The 16018-nt window shown below is 56.4% G+C and carries 18 protein-coding genes and 1 tRNA gene; 7 read left to right on the top strand and 12 right to left on the bottom strand.

Going from position 1 to position 16018, the window contains the following annotated elements:
* Positions 1-40: 40 nt before the first annotated feature.
* The 3 genes from PSAL_RS01695 to PSAL_RS01685 form a co-directional block, all read right to left on the bottom strand.
* Positions 41-454, bottom strand: coding sequence for a PIN-like domain-containing protein (locus PSAL_RS01695; protein WP_119837966.1), 414 nt, complete (start codon positions 452-454; stop codon positions 41-43).
* Positions 451-1146 (bottom strand): hypothetical protein, encoded by a 696-nt coding sequence (locus tag PSAL_RS01690; RefSeq protein ID WP_119837967.1) that lies wholly within the window; start codon positions 1144-1146, stop codon positions 451-453. The genes PSAL_RS01695 and PSAL_RS01690 overlap by 4 nt, the downstream gene beginning before the upstream one ends.
* A gap of 217 nt (positions 1147-1363) precedes the next feature.
* Positions 1364-1439 (bottom strand) — tRNA-Thr (locus PSAL_RS01685).
* Between the two features lie 260 nt (positions 1440-1699).
* Between PSAL_RS01685 and PSAL_RS01680 the strand changes: the two genes are divergently transcribed.
* From PSAL_RS01680 to PSAL_RS01655, 6 genes are all read left to right on the top strand, one after another.
* Positions 1700-2488, top strand: a complete 789-nt coding sequence (locus PSAL_RS01680) for a hypothetical protein (RefSeq protein WP_119837968.1) — start codon at positions 1700-1702, stop codon at positions 2486-2488.
* Complete coding sequence (locus PSAL_RS01675; RefSeq protein WP_119837969.1) at positions 2481-3125, top strand: hypothetical protein; 645 nt, start codon at positions 2481-2483, stop codon at positions 3123-3125. The genes PSAL_RS01680 and PSAL_RS01675 overlap by 8 nt, the downstream gene beginning before the upstream one ends.
* Positions 3122-3430 (top strand): hypothetical protein, encoded by a 309-nt coding sequence (locus PSAL_RS01670; protein ID WP_119837970.1) that lies wholly within the window; start codon positions 3122-3124, stop codon positions 3428-3430. Before PSAL_RS01675 ends, PSAL_RS01670 begins: the two co-directional genes overlap by 4 nt.
* An 85-nt stretch (positions 3431-3515) precedes the next feature.
* A complete protein-coding gene (locus PSAL_RS01665) occupies positions 3516-4313 on the top strand; it encodes a HipA family kinase (RefSeq protein ID WP_147407595.1) in 798 nt (265 codons plus the stop codon).
* Between the two features lie 23 nt (positions 4314-4336).
* Positions 4337-5233: a hypothetical protein gene (locus PSAL_RS01660; protein WP_196222707.1), complete on the top strand. Its 897-nt coding sequence runs from the start codon at positions 4337-4339 to the stop codon at positions 5231-5233.
* 241 nt (positions 5234-5474) lie between these two features.
* The gene (locus PSAL_RS01655) at positions 5475-6224 is read left to right on the top strand and encodes an AbiV family abortive infection protein (RefSeq protein ID WP_196222708.1); all 750 of its coding nucleotides are present in this window, start codon (positions 5475-5477) and stop codon (positions 6222-6224) included.
* 267 nt (positions 6225-6491) lie between these two features.
* Here the strand turns inward: PSAL_RS01655 and PSAL_RS01650 are convergent, their stop codons facing one another.
* The 6 genes from PSAL_RS01650 to PSAL_RS01625 all read right to left on the bottom strand — a co-directional run bounded on the left by PSAL_RS01650 (position 6492) and on the right by PSAL_RS01625 (position 10047).
* Positions 6492-7208: a hypothetical protein gene (locus tag PSAL_RS01650; protein ID WP_119837974.1), complete on the bottom strand. Its 717-nt coding sequence runs from the start codon at positions 7206-7208 to the stop codon at positions 6492-6494.
* Positions 7193-7972, bottom strand: a complete 780-nt coding sequence (locus PSAL_RS01645; protein WP_119837975.1) for a terminase large subunit domain-containing protein — start codon at positions 7970-7972, stop codon at positions 7193-7195. The genes PSAL_RS01650 and PSAL_RS01645 overlap by 16 nt, the downstream gene beginning before the upstream one ends.
* Positions 7962-8552 carry a helix-turn-helix domain-containing protein gene (locus PSAL_RS01640; protein ID WP_147407597.1) on the bottom strand — a complete coding sequence of 197 codons (591 nt, stop codon included), beginning with the start codon at positions 8550-8552 and terminating at the stop codon, positions 7962-7964. Before PSAL_RS01640 ends, PSAL_RS01645 begins: the two co-directional genes overlap by 11 nt.
* Position 8553: 1 nt before the next feature.
* A complete protein-coding gene (locus tag PSAL_RS01635) occupies positions 8554-8949 on the bottom strand; it encodes a hypothetical protein (RefSeq protein ID WP_147407598.1) in 396 nt (131 codons plus the stop codon).
* Complete coding sequence (locus PSAL_RS01630; RefSeq protein ID WP_119837977.1) at positions 8933-9547, bottom strand: hypothetical protein; 615 nt, start codon at positions 9545-9547, stop codon at positions 8933-8935. Before PSAL_RS01630 ends, PSAL_RS01635 begins: the two co-directional genes overlap by 17 nt.
* Positions 9548-9702: 155 nt before the next feature.
* Positions 9703-10047, bottom strand: coding sequence for a hypothetical protein (locus PSAL_RS01625; protein WP_119837978.1), 345 nt, complete (start codon positions 10045-10047; stop codon positions 9703-9705).
* 147 nt (positions 10048-10194) lie between these two features.
* Here PSAL_RS01625 and PSAL_RS01620 point away from each other — a divergent pair, with 147 nt between their 5' ends.
* Positions 10195-11157 carry a hypothetical protein gene (locus PSAL_RS01620; protein WP_119837979.1) on the top strand — a complete coding sequence of 321 codons (963 nt, stop codon included), beginning with the start codon at positions 10195-10197 and terminating at the stop codon, positions 11155-11157.
* 658 nt (positions 11158-11815) lie between these two features.
* Here PSAL_RS01620 and PSAL_RS01615 read toward each other — a convergent pair.
* From PSAL_RS01615 to PSAL_RS01605, 3 genes are all read right to left on the bottom strand, one after another.
* Positions 11816-14194 (bottom strand): DUF5906 domain-containing protein, encoded by a 2379-nt coding sequence (locus PSAL_RS01615; RefSeq protein ID WP_119837980.1) that lies wholly within the window; start codon positions 14192-14194, stop codon positions 11816-11818.
* Positions 14195-14341: 147 nt separating this feature from the next.
* Positions 14342-14578 carry a helix-turn-helix transcriptional regulator gene (locus PSAL_RS01610; RefSeq protein ID WP_119837981.1) on the bottom strand — a complete coding sequence of 79 codons (237 nt, stop codon included), beginning with the start codon at positions 14576-14578 and terminating at the stop codon, positions 14342-14344.
* A 135-nt stretch (positions 14579-14713) separates the two neighbouring features.
* Complete coding sequence (locus tag PSAL_RS01605; RefSeq protein WP_119837982.1) at positions 14714-15910, bottom strand: tyrosine-type recombinase/integrase; 1197 nt, start codon at positions 15908-15910, stop codon at positions 14714-14716.
* Positions 15911-16018 lie beyond the last annotated feature (108 nt).

The raw sequence follows: 16018 nt of genomic DNA, 5'->3' as shown, positions 1-16018 counted from the left end.
TTCTTTCGACGATCCCGATAGCTGCATCGGCAGAACACACCTAAAACGGTAAGGATTTAATCTTTCCGCTAACGGGAATTTCAAAGATCACAGGCGGTGACATCAAGGAAACTAAGTTCTCGATATCCGGCCAGCGCTGAACCAGGGAACCGGCATTCTTTGCCGACGTCTGCTTCTGAAAGCCCTTTGCCAGGATAAAGCCGTGAAGACCGGCCGAACGCAGCGCGGCGCGTTCTCCTCTGTTTTTTAGGATGCGTCGATCTGCCGAAATGAAGATCCAGGCCTCAGGGCTCGCGCTCAGAAACTTGATCCAGTCTTCATCCGTCGAGTGCCGCCCGGCAGGCAGGCCTTGCACATCCTTGATATGCAGGGCTTCATGATCGTAGTGGCACAGATACCCGTTCAGAGTAGACGCCAGCACCGGCGAGGTGCAGTTATCGAAGAAAACCTTCAAGCAGCCATCGGCCCCTTGAGGATCTGCTCGAACTCCACGGCCCGTCGAACGGCTTCCAGTGGAACGTCATAGGCAATGGCGGTTTCCGCCTCGCCTTGGTGCGCCGCGTACTCAGCAAGAACCTCTGTAGGCACGCTCGTCGTCGCTTCGATGGGGGCCCCAAATGATCTGCGCGGGTCCAGAACGATGTTCGTCCGCCTTCCCCGGGGCCACCACAGCAAGGGGTTTCCGCCATCGTCGAACTCAACGGTTCTCAACACCGGATCCAGAACTTCCCGGAACGAATATTGGCGGCGAAATAGATTGAGGAGGTGCTCTCGCTGCTCGCCGTTTTCGTCGTCTTCGATCACGTGAAGGAAGATCTCGCGACCATCGGTCCTGAAACGATTTGTGGAGAAAGGATGACTGGCGCCGATGACCTCGCGCGCCAAGTTGAGCGCCGCCCGCATCCGAACCGGTGAAACCCCCATGGTTATGAAAGCATTCACCACCCTGGTCTCCATCAGATCCCGGAAGCTTAGCAGCACGGGCCCATCGTCGGTTGGAATGTCACCTTGCCACAACGGATCGTAGTGCTTCCCGTTCGCATCGTGCCCCTTCAGCCAGCGACTGATCTTCCCAGAGGCCGTGCCGGTCAGGCGCCCCGCTTCGCTGGGAGTGTAGAGGCCTACTCCAATCAGTTCGTGTTTCATGATGCGGCCTCCCGAGCCGGATCACCTGTCACTTCAGAGTGATCCAATTGGAAATAATCATATACGCAGGTCACGCCCCGTGACCAAGCAGTACTTCAGAAAAATATTGCTGGCAGCATCATTTGGCATAGAAACTGCCCGTCCGAATTCGGACAAACTCGGACGCTCGGACGCATACAACTGAATACTTAAAGTATTCAGTAATTTCAATGATTTGTGGTGCCCCCACACGGACTCGAACCGCGGACCTACTGATTACAAATCAGTTGCTCTACCAGCTGAGCTATAGGGGCAAACCGTTGAAAACATGTGTGTTTTCGTGGTTTTGACGAACTCGACTTCCACCATCATGCAATTGTCATGCAATTGACCTCTGGTGCGCCACCGAGCGCTGATCGTGCGTTTAAACGACCTGCGGACAAAGCGCAATCCGGCAAAAATCACTCGTTCCTAAATTTATAGCCGTAACAGCAGGCCCGGAGTCCGGGCGGGAGGTTGACTACATCCTCTCGTTGACGCTTACTGACTGAAGTCCAAGGCCTTTTCGACACCGATGTTGCAGACGTTCACGAATACACGGCCCTACAGCCAGCCACTTTCCACCGACCCGGTGGAGGGTGACAGGTTTGCTTTGCCGCCGGACTTTGTCGATGGACTGGTCTTCCTTGCACCTTTCGTTAAGCGATCAGGCGACCCCGTCGAGACATGGGTGCATCTCATCGCCGGCAAGCTCCACGTCGTCACCAACAGTTTGATTCTGGAGTTTGAGATCGGTGAGAATGACCTGCCCGGTCTCAAGTTTAGCCCGGCTGCATTCAGAACACTTGAAGCCTTTGGCGAGCCGCCAGACGCTCTTTTGCTGGCTGGCGAAGCACAACTGTTCATGTGGAGCAATGGACAAGAGCTGCTTGTCGATTGGCGACAGCATTTCCGGTGCGGTGACGCTCCAAGAATCTCTGAAGCACGTGCAGCGACATTAGACAACTACTGGAATTTCCACAGCGGAAAGGCCGTCAGCGCCCAGACCCGTGAGGACTTCCGTCGCACCCTTTCAACGAACAAGTTGCACAAAGACGTCTACATATCGCCTCGTGGCATGATCGCCCGCATCTTCGACAGGAAGACGAAGCGCTTTACGAGCGATTACCTTGTCGACTTCGACACCAACGCAACAAGAGCAATGCGCTTCGAGCGGCGAGCCTTTGCCCAGATGGTCAAGGTTGCCACCCAAATCGACTTCCAGTGCAGCCCCGTCTGCTTTCATCACGCAGGAGGACGTGGCCTCCTTATCGAGCGTACTCTCGGTTCCGATGTTCCAGACCTAGAGGTGTGGGATGGCTGAGTTGCGCGACGGTTTCCTGTATCACCCGGACGGCAGCAGCCCGACCGATCAGTTGAAGCGCCTCATTGAGGGGGTGCCCAACCTCGACTTGGACGACCTGTTCGCAGCAACCAAGCGCGAGGCAAACGACGCGACCCAGAAGGCCAAGAACGACTACAACAAGGCACTTGAACAACTGGCGCGGCTAAAGGCTCGTGTTGCCGAGCTGGAGGACGATATAGCCTCCGCTGAGGAGCACGAGAAAACGGTTAAGGAAGCTGCTCAGCACTTCCACGACACCGGAGAAATTGACGAGGTCTTGGTGCCGACCTGCCATGCCCTGTTAGCGGCGGAACGGCAGAAATTCGATGCCGCGGACAAATCCAAGAAAGAACACGAGATCGACGCCGCGTCGAAGTTCGTGAACAAGTCCTTGGGCAAGGGATGGGACATTTCCGATACGCACGCGGATGAAGAATTTGTCTATGTGACGGTCAAACGTCGGCGCAAGGAAACACCGCCGGAGCCTCGCCCAACTCGGGATACCGTTGTAGAGCGAGTGAGACAGGCCTTCGAGGCGTATCGCAGCGAGTTTGCTGGCCGGGTCCAGCCCTTGCGCCTCACGAGTGTAACTGTCGGGAACCCAAGAGCGCCGTGACCCACATCGAGTATGACGGCAAAGTCGATGAGAACGACCTATGGAAGCTCTTTTCAGACGACCCTGATAAACCCAGCGAAACGATCCTGTTCTTCAGTCAGTTGCAGCCATTGCTGAAACCGATAACGTTCGAGGATGAGAGCCGAAGATTTCTGCTCTTTGAGCATGGCGTGGTACAATCGACCGCGAATGGTCCGCGCATGCGCGCAATCGTGACGCAGAGGAACTTGCGCACGGTAGCAAAGGCTATGGCTAAGGCCTGCCAAGAAGTCGCGATCCAATATCTCGGGCGCGCACCCGCGTAGTAGTTGCTACTGGCGGCTAACCTCTTGCTCACGCTCGTATTGCGTGTGTATCAAGGCAAGTAACCGACATTTGTTAAGGATTTCCATGTCTGAAGTTCGACTTGCCTCGGTTTTAGTTGGGGCTGAGGGATTTAAAGACGGCAATGTGAACGACACATTCCGCGGTCCGGTTCTCACCGATGACGGAGAAGAACGTCTAGCCGTCATAAAGGACCTCAATTTAATTCAACTCTGCAACGAATTGATCGTATTTTGTTTGGCTCGGGAAGCCAATTTGCCAATCCCAGACTGCTACCTTGGATTAGTTCGTCCGGGCGTCCTTCCGATCAATAAAGCGCCGCAGCTACAAGATGGCTCCCATTTGGCATTCGTGAGCGTCGATGTGAAAGTTCCGAATATGACCTACCGATGGAAAGGCTCTGATGACTCGGGCAAGAGCGCTCTGGTTTCTGAAATAGCCAAGTGGAACGACCTCGGTCAGCTGTACGCTTTTGACTCTTGGGTAGCCAATGTCGATAGGAATACCGGAAATTTTCTATTTGGCGGGGACAATGAGTATTGGATCATTGATCATGGGCACTGCTTTACAGGCCCTAGCTGGCAACCCGAAAATTTAGACCCGGATGTAGAATATTTGAACAAGTTGGGGTTGTGGGTGACGCGGTTCATGACCTTGGAGCAAAAGAAAAAATGCGCGAAGGCTGCTCGACAGTTTGGGGTCGAGATCGACGGCTTTGATGCCAGCGAGACCTCGCAAAACAGTCGCATTGCTGACCTGTTGCCGCTACAGTATACCGAAGCTCTGAAAGAATTTCTTGAGAAAAGAACGGCTAGAGTGTCGCTTGACGCAAGTAAGGCACTAGGCGTGCCGCAGATGGTATGATGGAAATTTCGCTAGACACGAACATGTTTCCCCAGCTGCGCGACGGAGTCCGAGCGCGTTGGGCACCTGTTTTCTTTGAGCCGATTTCTGGTTCATACGAGAGGTTCGTCGTGGGCGTGGCTGCCTTCAATGACCAGGGCTTCCATCTCGAGTGGGCCAACCAACTGGACCGCCTTACCTGCCTCTACGGTCCCAATGCACGTGGTGCGATAAGCGCGATCCAGATCGCGGGTGAATATCTGCAAGAGGACTTGGCCAAGCGTGCGGGCCGGGCGATTGGTGAGCCGGACCCAGCGGTATCAGGCATTGCGTTTGGCGACACGCGAGAGGCCGAGGGCAGCAGCCTTGAAGGAATTGCGCAAAGTTGGATGGCGGCGCTTTCATCGCTCTACCTATCCGGAATGGCACAAGACTCCCGCTCAAGGGAGCTCGTGGAAGTTGCCGCCGAGACAGAAGGATCTGGTGACCGCCTTCCTTTCCTTGTTTGCGACTATGTCAAAAGCAAAAGGGTCGGCTTCACAAATTTCTTTAGTGCTGACCTTCGTGAAAACAGACAGCGGCGCGCGAAAAGAAACAGTCAGGAACCTGTCATTGATTTCTCTGGCTCGCGATTGGTTGCCAATTTTGGGACACTCAAAGTGTCGTCTCTCCCAAGGTCGTTTGAGTTAGTAAAATTGCGCCTTTGGGATTTGAATACAATTCAGGTCCGAGACCACAATAGCATGGCCGCTCGAAACTATGAAATGATCCTTCAGCGGCCTGCAAAAGATGATCCGCAAGTGTCAGATAAGCAGCAAAATCGTTTGGAGGAAGCTCTGAAGGAATTGGAAGAGCAGGCAGATGATAAGCATTTGCGTCTGCGTCCGCTTGAGACATACCAGCAGATTGGGGATCACGTTCTCAAGGCTGAGGCGGCGTAAAAGGGGTGAACGCTCGGACGATCACTGGACACCGCGTCAGCGCCTAGCTCTGCGCGTCTCTAATGTTCGACATCTGACAGAAGGCTCCCTGGTGTCCTCCGGCTAGCGCTCGGTGGAACGAACACAAATAGAACGGCTGAAATGCGGGACGGAGCAGACTTTCGCTCCTTGAACAGAATGGCTTGAGCTGAGCTTTGGTGAGGCGCAGAAAGCAGCAGAGCGGAATTTTTGAATGGTCAAAATGGACAAAGCAAAGGCATCCGCACTTGAGGGAGTAGTCGCCAACGTAAAACGATTGCTGCGCGATGCTCGAATCTTGCAGGAGAATGGGAGCGCAGGTTCTGCGCTTAGCCTCTCAATTTTGGCGTTTGAGGAGGCTGGCAAAGGGCATATCATCGAGAACGGCTGGCGAAAGCCGAAACACGTACACAGCCAACATAGATTCCGGCACTTAATGGCGTTCATTGTACTTCAGGCTTCGCTTCAGCAGAAATATGAACTCGATATGAAGGGGGTGTCTGACAAGATTGCAGCACGATTTACAGCACTCGGCCACCAGCCCGGCATGAAGGAGCCCTTGCCGCCGATGAGCTTGGAACTCCGTGAAGAATTGCGCGCTGAGCTCCTGCCACAGCTTAGCGGCATGTCAGATGACCAGATCAAGATTCTTGGGATCGAGCAACGCTGGCTGTCGAAAATCTTCGAGGCAGTACATGAAGGCAATCTCGAGAAGATAAGGCAATCGGGGCTTTATCTTGACACAAATTCCCAACTCGAGGTGACTTCCACACCGGACTCGGTGGGCCGGTTAGATGCAGAGCGTTGGATCTGGGCTGCGACCCGAGTACTCAATCTGCTAGAGAAAGGGTTGTATTCTCAGTCCTATTCTCCTCTGAGTGAACTCCTGACTGCGGCGAACGCTGGCGACCAGACAGCAACACGCGTCCTAGACGAAGTAACATCTGAGCATAGAGAAGCGAAAGACAATTGACGCAGGTGAAAACGGTGAAGCGTAAGCCACTAATGATGTCATTCCCTTACTATGCTATCAACGTTCCGAAAACTTTCAGCCTCTCTGCCGTGACTAAAAACTCTTTTAGCCCGCGTGCAATGGAGAACTGGACCCACAACGACTGAACTCACGGCGATAGTCCGCAAAGGGGCTCGAAGCGGTCATTTGACCGCTTCGCAATAGGATGCCGGACCAATGTCCGACACCCTGCTTCCACACGGTATCTTCTGTCAGGTGCCGAACACTCTAGTACATTCCTGAAAGGTGACTGACCTTGATGCCTTGGGGCGCGAGGTATTGCGAGGCGAACGCCGCGACGATCAGTGCAATCCCGGTATCACCGTGACCGGAGGCGTTGCGTGACTGGGTGATAATCTGATTTCCAGCCGCCGTCGTCTGAGTGGTGAACGAGGATAGGTCTTCCTCGATTTCCTGCCTAAGCGGTAAGTTGTGAGCGAAGGTCAATTCGCCCGCAGCGAACAATACGGCGAGGTTTTCGATCATGAAGGTCTTGCCTGCGTTCACGTAGCGGCCCTTGCGCGACCAATCCTGCCCGCCCGTCATCTGGATCGCCTTGTGGTCCACACCCTGCTCCCAGAGCATGTCGGACACCACCCGCCCAATGGACGTGCCGTCGATGGCGAGTTCCGACTTGCCGCCGAATGGCGGCGCGTTCCGCAGTCGGATTAGATGATCAACCACATCCACATAGGAAACACCACGGAAGCGGTCCGCATAGACGACAGTGCGGCGCCGAGGGCCGATGACGACACGGCTGGAAGCGACCGTTGGCAATGCCTCGTCTTTGATAACGACAACCGCCGAATAGTCATTCGCCTGCCCAAGGTCGGCGGCGATCTGATAGCGCTGGAAGCCAGTAACTCGTTCGATTGCCGGGTCCTGATGGGTCTCATTCACCACCCGCCCGTCGGTGTGGTAGACTAATTCTAGAACTTCGGACATACCGCGCCCTCCTTGCTCGTGGCTTGCTCAATGATCGAGAGGTCGAAGTAAGCTTGCCCGTCGGCCAGCATCTCAACCTCTATTTCCTGCCGAAACTTTGTTGCAGACAGGGTGCGGCGCATCCGCTCGACTTTCTCGGCCAGACGCGGAATATCGGTTCCCTTCACCACAATCCGGTGAATTCCGTCGCCGGGCTTTGCGTCGAGGAACAACCTCGCGAAGTAGTTGTGCTTTCCCGCGGGCGTTGAGGAAAAGTAAACCTGCCCCTTGGTGGTTAGCATCGGCAGCACGCCAGAAATTAGGTCTTCACCGCCGCCCTCCCCTTGCAAGAAGGCGCACTCGTCAATGATCAACAGCGACACTGAGGGATAGCCACGGATGGTGTCCGACGTGGAAGGCAAGGCGACTACGCGCGCGCCATTCGCCATCTCGAGTTCCGTCAGCGTCGACCGCGCAATTAGCAGGTCAGTGCGTTGTAGCTGCTGACCGATCTCCCGTGCGATAATCTTCGCCTGCCGCTCCGCCGGTGCAACGCAGATGGTAAGCGAGTTCGGCACATGCAACTCTTCGACAGCGCGTGCCGCGAGTACAGAGGTCTTGCCAGACTGACGCCCGACACGCATAGCGATTTCGCTGGCCGCTGTGGTGAAGGCCTCAACCTGCCAAGGGTCTGGCGGATGCTGCATCCAATGAGCCAACCTGGCTTCGGGGTCGAGCTGGCGTTCCAGATCCTGAAACCATGGTATCAAGGCATCAAAAGGCACCGCCGTCCTCCTTGGTGACGGACAGCAACTCGTGACGCATGCGGCGAAGGAGCGGTTCGCGTGCCGAAGGCACTTCTTCGCACACTTCGCGGAGGATGCGTTTCAGTGTGACCCATTCCGGGCTTTCCGCCAACTTGACCTCGACCGACAGTTGGGTCGCCATCTTCCCGTGCATGGTGGCAATGTCGCGGAGGACCTTCCGAAGACCTTCCATGGCCGAAAGGGCGAAGCCGTCGTCTTCGGTCTGCTCGGCTTTCCTAATCAGTTTCTCGACCCGCCTTGCCAACGTTTCATAGCTCTGGGCCACATCTAGCCGTTCTTCATTCAGCAGCCCGGTATCGTCGTTCAGCTTTTCGCGCCGCGCATCGGCCAAGATTGTGCGCACCATCTCTTCCGTGATTTGCTCTTTGCGGTACCGAGAAACAGAGTCCGGATGGATGCCGATGCGCTTCGCGATCTGCGCCTTCGACATGCCTCCCGCCATGTCGTGCTCGCCAAGGACAATCTGTCGAATGATGGTCTTTTTCTCTGGATGGGTATTGATGACACTGGGCCGCCCCGAGCCCTTGTTTCCAGCCATGTCAGGATACTCCCGAAAGCGGAGTTGAGGCCGTAATCGGTGAGCCGTTATCGTCGCTATACCACACGACACGCTCGCCTAACCGGCCCCACTCTTCAACGGAGATATCCAGAAGATGATCATGGACGCGATTTGCCGCCTCTACCCCCATGCCCACCGCGACGAGATCGTGGCGAACCTCAGCCGGGTCGATCCCCGCAAGATGAAGCTTCATCGCCTGCGCAAGTGCATGGAAGAACGCCTCATCGGGGCCGATTGACGGGTCGATCCGTTCATCCCCAGCGGCGGTTACGACGGTCAGGTCACGAAGCACAAAAACGTCGCTCTCCGGCCCAAGACCCAGAACGACACGGAAGGCCCATTCAAGGCATGCACGGTCTTCAGGTGTTGGCGTCATGAGCTTTCTCCATCAGGTGCAACTTCGCTTGCATGTGTTGGGGAAGGTCTGACGGGGTGCGCCAAGTGGTGATCTTGAAGCCTTGCTTCTCGGCTTCGAGGCGACGTTGCACGATACCGGCGCCCGTGTTGTGATCCTCGCGAACGTAGCGGACACGGTGATGTTCATCGTCGAGCGAAATCGTCTTGGTTTGGGCGATTTCGGACTTTTGAACTTTGCGCCAGTGACGATCATTTGTTGCATCGGGATCGACGATCTGCAAAGTGGCTCCGGCCTTCTCTGCGGCTTCTTTGGCCGCACGATATTTGGCCGGATCGCGAGCCTCGGCACGGCTTAGGTGGAAGCGCTTCTCGTAACGATCCATGCCTGCGCTTTTCAAGCGGCGGTCTTCCTGCTCCTGTGCGATAACGGCAGATAGGCGCCGAGCCTGTTCTCCGGGATCAGCAAGTTTGCGTTGGAGGTCTTTCTTTTCGTCCAGCACCCGACCATTGAAATCATGAAGCTTATCGAGCCGCTTGGACTGCGCTTCAACGGTCTCGGTGAGTGTGCTGACCTGCTGGATCAAAGCCTGAATGGCAGCATTGGTATCGTCGGCCATAGTTGTCTCCCTTGATCAATCCAAAACGGGCGCGGCCAATGCGCCCGCGCCCGTCTGGATGGAAAGACAAGAAAGCACGCACCGCGACCCATACCTGAAATGTATCGACCGCGACCGACTGATCCGAGCGAAGTACAAGGTAGCGATGGGGAAATTTAAGGTGCCAGCTTTTTCCAACGGTCGCGTGCCTGATGGACACGCTTCTGGAACGCATGCGATCCCCGCCCAGACTTGTCGGCACTCGGCGGTTCGGCCTTGCCGTCGAGAATGGCGCGGACGCGCGCAGCCAGCACGTCACCATCAAGGTCGAGATATGAACATAGCTGATCCCGCCACTCGGCTAGGCTGCCGGATCGCGCGGTCAGAAAGCGGATAGCCTGAACGGCGTCAATGTCCGCCGACGCGTTATAGTTGTCACGCACCAGAAACATGTCACTGAATGCCTGCGTTAGGATACCGGCGACAAGACGTTGCTCTTCGGTTCGACCGTTGAATTTCATGTGCATTTCCGACTTGATGCAAGTGATTGACCCAATGGAGATGTTTCAGTGGGCCGGTAGCTCTTGTCGTAATGCCTCGCTTCTGCTCTGTGTGACCTATTCAAGGTCCAACGGTGTCTCCACCTTATTTCTACCTAAGAGGGTCTCGTGTCAGGAATCTTTGACAACGCCATTACCTCCATTGCGCTCGGCATCGAGGATTTTGAAACCGGCCCAGATGCACGCATGCTGAGTGCGGCGCGAAACTATTATGCCGGACTGCTACTGCTGGCGAAGGAATGTCTGATCAGAGCAGCCCCTGAGGCTGATCCGATGGAGGTCATAGGGGCGAAATTCAAGCCGATCCCTGACGGGGAGGGCGGCGTTGATCTCGAGGTTGTTGGGTACACGACTGTCGATCTTACCCAACTCAAATCCCGGTTTAAGGATTTTGGGTTGCCGTGGCCGGACGCGGACATCAACAAGCTTCAACGGTTTCGAAACGATCTTGAACACTACCACTTGAAGGAGCCAGTGAGCGCACTTGGCGAGGCAATAGCATCATCATTCCCTATGGTGGTGGACTTTTTCAATTTGCTTGGCGAAGATCCGCATGACCATCTTGCCGATGTCTGGGATACGCTACTCGCACAGCGCGCCGCCTTCGAGAAGGTTCAGAAAAAGTGCCTTGCGAGCCTCGAAATTGTCGATTGGCCCGCAGTAGTCACGGACCTTGATCGCATGGAATGCCCCCAATGCAGTTCATCTCTGATCGGTCAGGCGGACCCTGACAATGCTGATAGAGAAGATGTCATTGGAAAGTGCTACCAGTGCGGCGAAGAAATTCCGTTTGAAACCATGATGCAGATGGTGGTTAACACATCATACGAGATTTCAGCCTACATCATGGCGAAGGAAGGCTTGAATCCGGCGATAACCGACTGTCCAGAATGTTGGTCTTCCACATACGTCGAAACAGGCGAGGCCAGCGTTTGCTTTACCTGCGGCGAAAGCGTCAGCGGTGAGTGCGCACGATGCAGCACTGACATCACCGTATTTGAATACAACCCGGACTACCCTGACCTCTGTAGCTACTGCGCTCACATGTCAGAAAAAATCATGCGCGAGTGAAGGCTAGCAGCGCGTCAGCCACGGGCGGCAATCCTCTACCCCACGATGGTAGGCGCGATGGTCGAGATACCCAGCGCTCGCCTAGCTGGCTGCGGAGATGACCGCGAGGTCGCTGGTGTTGGTTAGTTGTGCCGCGTTGGCTTGGTTTTGCCTCGCTAAATGCGTCATAGATGCTGACATTCTTCGGTCAGGATCGGCCCGACCTCGACGAATATGTTATTCGCTGCGCTAAGCGTTTAATGGCTTGATTTCGTTGGGCATCAGATCGGCATGCAATTGGGTTTGATGCAATTGACCCGGTGCACTGCGGCTGGCTGACAACAAGAAGGTGGAGATTGCGGGCGCGGATCACCTCAAGAATGCGCTAACGTGCCCGAAGGCGTGTCACCCCGTGTCACCGAAGATCGCCCCTGACACGCCATAACGCCTTGTTTTCAAACCTTTGTGTCAGTTGTGTCAGTTGTGTCAGTATAATAATCGTAGCAGCACAACGCCTCGCCGCCCGCGCAGCCGTGGTCAAATCTCATGTTTCAGAGTCTAACGATTTACCCCCGTCACAGGCGTCACAACTGACACAAATCGCCTAACCACTTGCCCTTGATATAGAAAAGGCGTGTCACCCCCTGACACGCCTTTCCCGCCCGTGACACGCCCAAGTTCAGAATGGCGGATCACCATTAGGGTCTTCCTTCTGCGCAGCCTCCCACGCCCGCCAGCCGCCCGCCTGCGCCATGTCGAACTCAGCCGGATCGAAGTCATCAGGCAGCCGCTCATCATCTTCGCCATAGGCGCGCAGCGTGATCCGTGACACAGCCGCCCGAAACTCGTCCAGCGTGCCAAGGTAATAGCCCCGCTGGCGCGTTTCCATCATCGGGGTCGCTGTCGCATCGCCATACATGTCGGTCGAAGTATGTACCCGCTCGCAGAACATTGCCTTGCGGGATTTTTCGGCATGGGGAACGAGGTCGAGCAGCTTGTTGGCAATTTCCTCAGGCGAGAGCTTGCGCCCGCCAGCCTTGTGCACGAAATCCGCGAGGGTCTTGTTCGAGATGATACCCGATGCTTTCGGATCATGCGGGCACACACCACGCTCCGCAATCTCGTGCAGCACAGCCATCACGGGATCAGATGCCACCTTATCCCGCGCCTTCGCCTCCGTGCCATATCCGAACGTCAGTGCTTGCCGGTCTACGGGATAGTCGAGCAGGTAGTGCAGCACGATAGACGGGCCATCATCCGACCGCATAAAAGCGTGGTAAGGCTCCCAGAAAGCATATGCTGCCTCCTGCCCATCCATGGTGGTCATGTCGAATGGTTGGCCAACTTCGATTACGGTCCAGCGCCGGTCGTCGAAGTCGATGTGGACCGCTTGCGTTTCGTTGGTGGTGGCGATCAGGCGGTGGACGTTCTTCGCCTGCACGGTCGCCTTGAACTTTTCCTCGTAGGTCCAGCTAGGCGACGAGATGAACGACTTGAGCTTTGCCGCTGTCGCCGCCGATCCGTGAAAGATCGACTCTTCCGCTGCAATGAAGGTCGCGCCGAAGATTGACCGATTGAACCGCGAAAACAGACGTTCCGACTCCTGAACCTTCTGGACATAGCGTTCCCCGAAGATCGGGGTCAGGACGCGCTCCTGAAGGAAGGACTTGCCACCGCCCTGACGCCCGCGGAGCGCGATTGCTGACGGCGGCGAGGGTTCAGTCGGGCGCTGCACGGCATCGGCCAGCCACATCATCACCCACTGCGCGAGGCCGGTGTCGCCGGAGCACAGCACGTCACGAATATAGGACTTGAACACCGAAGCGTCGCCCTCCTTCGGCACCACCGCGAACCCGCGCCAGACGTTGTAGGCCGGGCCGTCATAGTCGACGGGTTCGCAGACAACACCTTTAAACCTGGCATGATCCGGGTCGCGAAGCCAAAGCTGGGCGAGAGGCATCAACGACTTGCCGACGCGGACTACCTGATCGGACGTTTCGTCGAACAGCATTTGCTTCGCGAAGGTGGTGAACTCGGCCGCTTCCTTGTCGATGTATTCGACCGTGCCATTGATCGTAATCTTCGACCAGCGCCGGTTGAACTTCTCGACCTGACGGTAGTGCAGCGGTGTCGGCGTGCCCTTTTCCTTCCGCTTGGCGCTCTTGAGCAGGTTGGCGACTTCGCTTTCAGGCAGCGGGCCATCCGCGAAAAGATGGTGGAAGGTTGCATCACCGTTGAGCTTGCGAATTTCGGCATCCATCTCGGTATCGGGCCAGCCGCGCGCCTGCATCGACATGGCAATGCGCATGAGCAGGTCATTCCGCCCCGCCGGGTTGTCCGGCACCTTGTAGCCGATCTCGCTGGCGTCCAATACGGGCTGCTGTTCTGCGATCTGGCCGACCATCGAAGCGTTGAGGCGGCAATGCTGATCGAGATGGTTGAACATGCCGAGCACATCGACATCGTCAAGCGCCGTTCTCATGCCTTCGGAGCCGATAACCCACGCCAGTTCGCGGCGCTGCCCACAGACGGGAAGATTGACCGCCGTGGGTTCGTTGTCCGGCGTCACGACAGTTTGAGTCGCCTTCGGAAACACCTCGACCTCGCGCAGCGCCTTCTTGTCGAAGCAGGCCTTCGGCAACCGCTTACGGAGCGTGACGAGGTAATCGTGCATCTGACGAGCGGGGATCGGTTCATCCACGAAAATGTAGACATGCAGGCCGCGGGATTTCGAACGGAATGCCGCGGCCCGCGTCTTGATCCGCTCGCCCACCAGCATCACGTCGTCTTCGGGCATATCGGGCCAGTCAATGTCCAATACGCCCCACGAGCATGTGCTGTCGGCCTTCACTGGTGCGACACCTATGGAACGCTTGCCGCTTACATGTTCCCAAGCCAGCTCGGGCGTCAGCGGGCCTCCAACGGTCATGACCTTCGGCTTTACCTTGCCGTTTTCATCTTTCTCGGCACCCGTGAGGTTCAATTCGATGTGCCGCTTTTCGTATCCATCCCACAGGCGCAGAAGTGCTGCCACGATCTCTTTCTGATTGTTATCCATTGTCTTGTCCTTCAAGCGGACAAGTTGGTCCTCAAACTTTGTTCGAACCGCGCGGCAACAAACGCTATAAATGAGTTATCCCAACTCTTGCGTTCACTGCGAGCCTGAATGTCCGACCGGGGCGAGTTCCAACTTGCCTCGGTCTTTTCATGCGGCGACGCGCGAACGGTTCAGCCAAGCAATCAAATCGTGCCGCATGTAGCGGACAATCTTCGTCGCTGGCTGGGAGTATGCAGGTCCGGATTTCGCTTTGCGATGGTCCCGCAGATAGTCTTCGGACACGCCAAGGAACTTCGCGGCCTGTGCGGGTGTCATGATTTCGGGGAAGGACTGCGCTTCGATTGCGGTCCGCAACTCAGTGATAAGGTCGTCAACGACGGTCATGCGACACTTCCTCTCTAGGAAGCCCACATGACCGATCCAGCAACCTTCTCCCTGAGCGCACCGCGCTACTCTGCTAGGATCGGCCTCACGTCACGATAGGTCAGGGTCCGGACGTGGAGGCAAGATGTGACAAATTTAAGCGACCGTCAGCAACTGATCAATGGTGGTTTCAGGTCCACACTTGGCAATGATCTGTTGCGCGACGGCGTTCGCGACTTCGTGGGACCCAAGATCATGCATATAGCGCCCAGCCGCTCCCCGCATGATGGTCACATCCCCACGCATCCAGTTGATCATAGGCCCCGAAAGACCCGCTTTTGCTGCCGCAGACGAAAACAGGTGGCGCGTGTCATGCGGGCGCAGCACGCCGCCGTTGTCCACGTCGTTGCCATCCCTGTCGATCTGGCGAAGGTTTGAGATGGATTTGCCGTGGTGACGGCCTTCGAAGACGATGACGTCGTGGGAGCGTGGCGTAAGGCGAAGTACCTCGACCGCCATGTCGGACAATGGGAAAGTACGCTTCTGCCCGTTCTTGAGTCGAGGGATGGTCAGGACGCGCTCATCAAGGTCAATGTCCTGCCAGCGAAGCTCGCGCACGTTGCGCATACGGAACCCGGTAAAGAGCAGCGTTAGCCATGCCGCCCGCCTCGTAAGGTTCGGCACTTTCGCGATGGCGTCGAGCGCGGGCCACCGTTTCGCCTCGTCGAACAGCAGTTCCCGGTGTGCAGCTTCATATCCCTTTACCCGGTAGGTAGGATCATGCTCGAACCCATCATCGCGATAGGCAAGCTGGGTGCCGTAGATCGCGGATAGGGCGCGTAGCAGCTTTGTCGCGGTCGGTGGAGTGTCTGAAAGTGACTTGATGCGCTCGTTGACCATCTGCCGAGAAATATCCGAGATCGACAGTTCGAGCCAATCGGCAGCGTGGCAGCGCAGGACGCCTTCGTAGTCGGCAACGGTCGTATCGGTCAGTTTCTTCTGCCGGGGGTCGAGCGCCTGCGTGACATGCTGTTGGAAGGCCGCGCGGAGCGTCACTTCCGGCGCATTGCGCGGGCGATCACTATGCTGGGTGACGCCCGCATCCTCTACCCGCGCGTTAGTCTCTGCTGCTGTTTGTGCGGCTTCGATCACGGCCATCTGCGGCCATGTACCAAGCGTCTCGGTGAAGTTGCGCCCCTTCCAGAATTTGCGATAGCGCCACGTCTTCGAGCGCGCGCCAACTTCCATGTAGAGGTTGGGATAGCGAGGATCGCGGTAACGCGTCGCCGCTCCACCCTTGTGCACGGCCTTATCAAGCGTGCCTTTCGTGAACGTGGTTTCAAGGGTCGCCATCACGCGCCTCCATGCAATCAACTATGCAATTGCATGGCATCCAGCAGCGGGGCTGATCAACCGAAGCGTCTGTTTTTATGAGGTAATTACCGCGACAGCATTGCTGAG

Origin of the sequence: Pseudooceanicola algae, from assembly GCF_003590145.2 — a bacterium.
GTDB classification, from domain to species: domain Bacteria; phylum Pseudomonadota; class Alphaproteobacteria; order Rhodobacterales; family Rhodobacteraceae; genus Pseudooceanicola; species Pseudooceanicola algae.
This window is presented reverse-complemented; position numbering and strand designations above follow the sequence as displayed.

Bases quoted from the DNA above. Each gene is read 5' to 3' on its own strand.
- PSAL_RS01680 (WP_119837968.1), top strand. From the start codon at position 1,700: ATGTTGCAGACGTTCACGAATACACGGCCCTACAGCCAGCCACTTTCC.
- PSAL_RS01650 (WP_119837974.1), bottom strand. From the start codon at position 7,208: ATGTCCGAAGTTCTAGAATTAGTCTACCACACCGACGGGCGGGTGGTG.
- PSAL_RS01655 (WP_196222708.1), top strand. From the start codon at position 5,475: ATGGACAAAGCAAAGGCATCCGCACTTGAGGGAGTAGTCGCCAACGTA.
- PSAL_RS01690 (WP_119837967.1), bottom strand. From the start codon at position 1,146: ATGAAACACGAACTGATTGGAGTAGGCCTCTACACTCCCAGCGAAGCG.
- PSAL_RS01630 (WP_119837977.1), bottom strand. From the start codon at position 9,547: ATGGCCGACGATACCAATGCTGCCATTCAGGCTTTGATCCAGCAGGTC.
- PSAL_RS01610 (WP_119837981.1), bottom strand. From the start codon at position 14,578: ATGACCGTCGTTGACGACCTTATCACTGAGTTGCGGACCGCAATCGAA.
- PSAL_RS01660 (WP_196222707.1), top strand. From the start codon at position 4,337: ATGTTTCCCCAGCTGCGCGACGGAGTCCGAGCGCGTTGGGCACCTGTT.
- PSAL_RS01640 (WP_147407597.1), bottom strand. From the start codon at position 8,552: ATGGCTGGAAACAAGGGCTCGGGGCGGCCCAGTGTCATCAATACCCAT.
- PSAL_RS01635 (WP_147407598.1), bottom strand. From the start codon at position 8,949: ATGACGCCAACACCTGAAGACCGTGCATGCCTTGAATGGGCCTTCCGT.
- PSAL_RS01675 (WP_119837969.1), top strand. From the start codon at position 2,481: ATGGCTGAGTTGCGCGACGGTTTCCTGTATCACCCGGACGGCAGCAGC.
- PSAL_RS01605 (WP_119837982.1), bottom strand. From the start codon at position 15,910: ATGGCGACCCTTGAAACCACGTTCACGAAAGGCACGCTTGATAAGGCC.
- PSAL_RS01665 (WP_147407595.1), top strand. From the start codon at position 3,516: ATGTCTGAAGTTCGACTTGCCTCGGTTTTAGTTGGGGCTGAGGGATTT.
- PSAL_RS01625 (WP_119837978.1), bottom strand. From the start codon at position 10,047: ATGAAATTCAACGGTCGAACCGAAGAGCAACGTCTTGTCGCCGGTATC.
- PSAL_RS01615 (WP_119837980.1), bottom strand. From the start codon at position 14,194: ATGGATAACAATCAGAAAGAGATCGTGGCAGCACTTCTGCGCCTGTGG.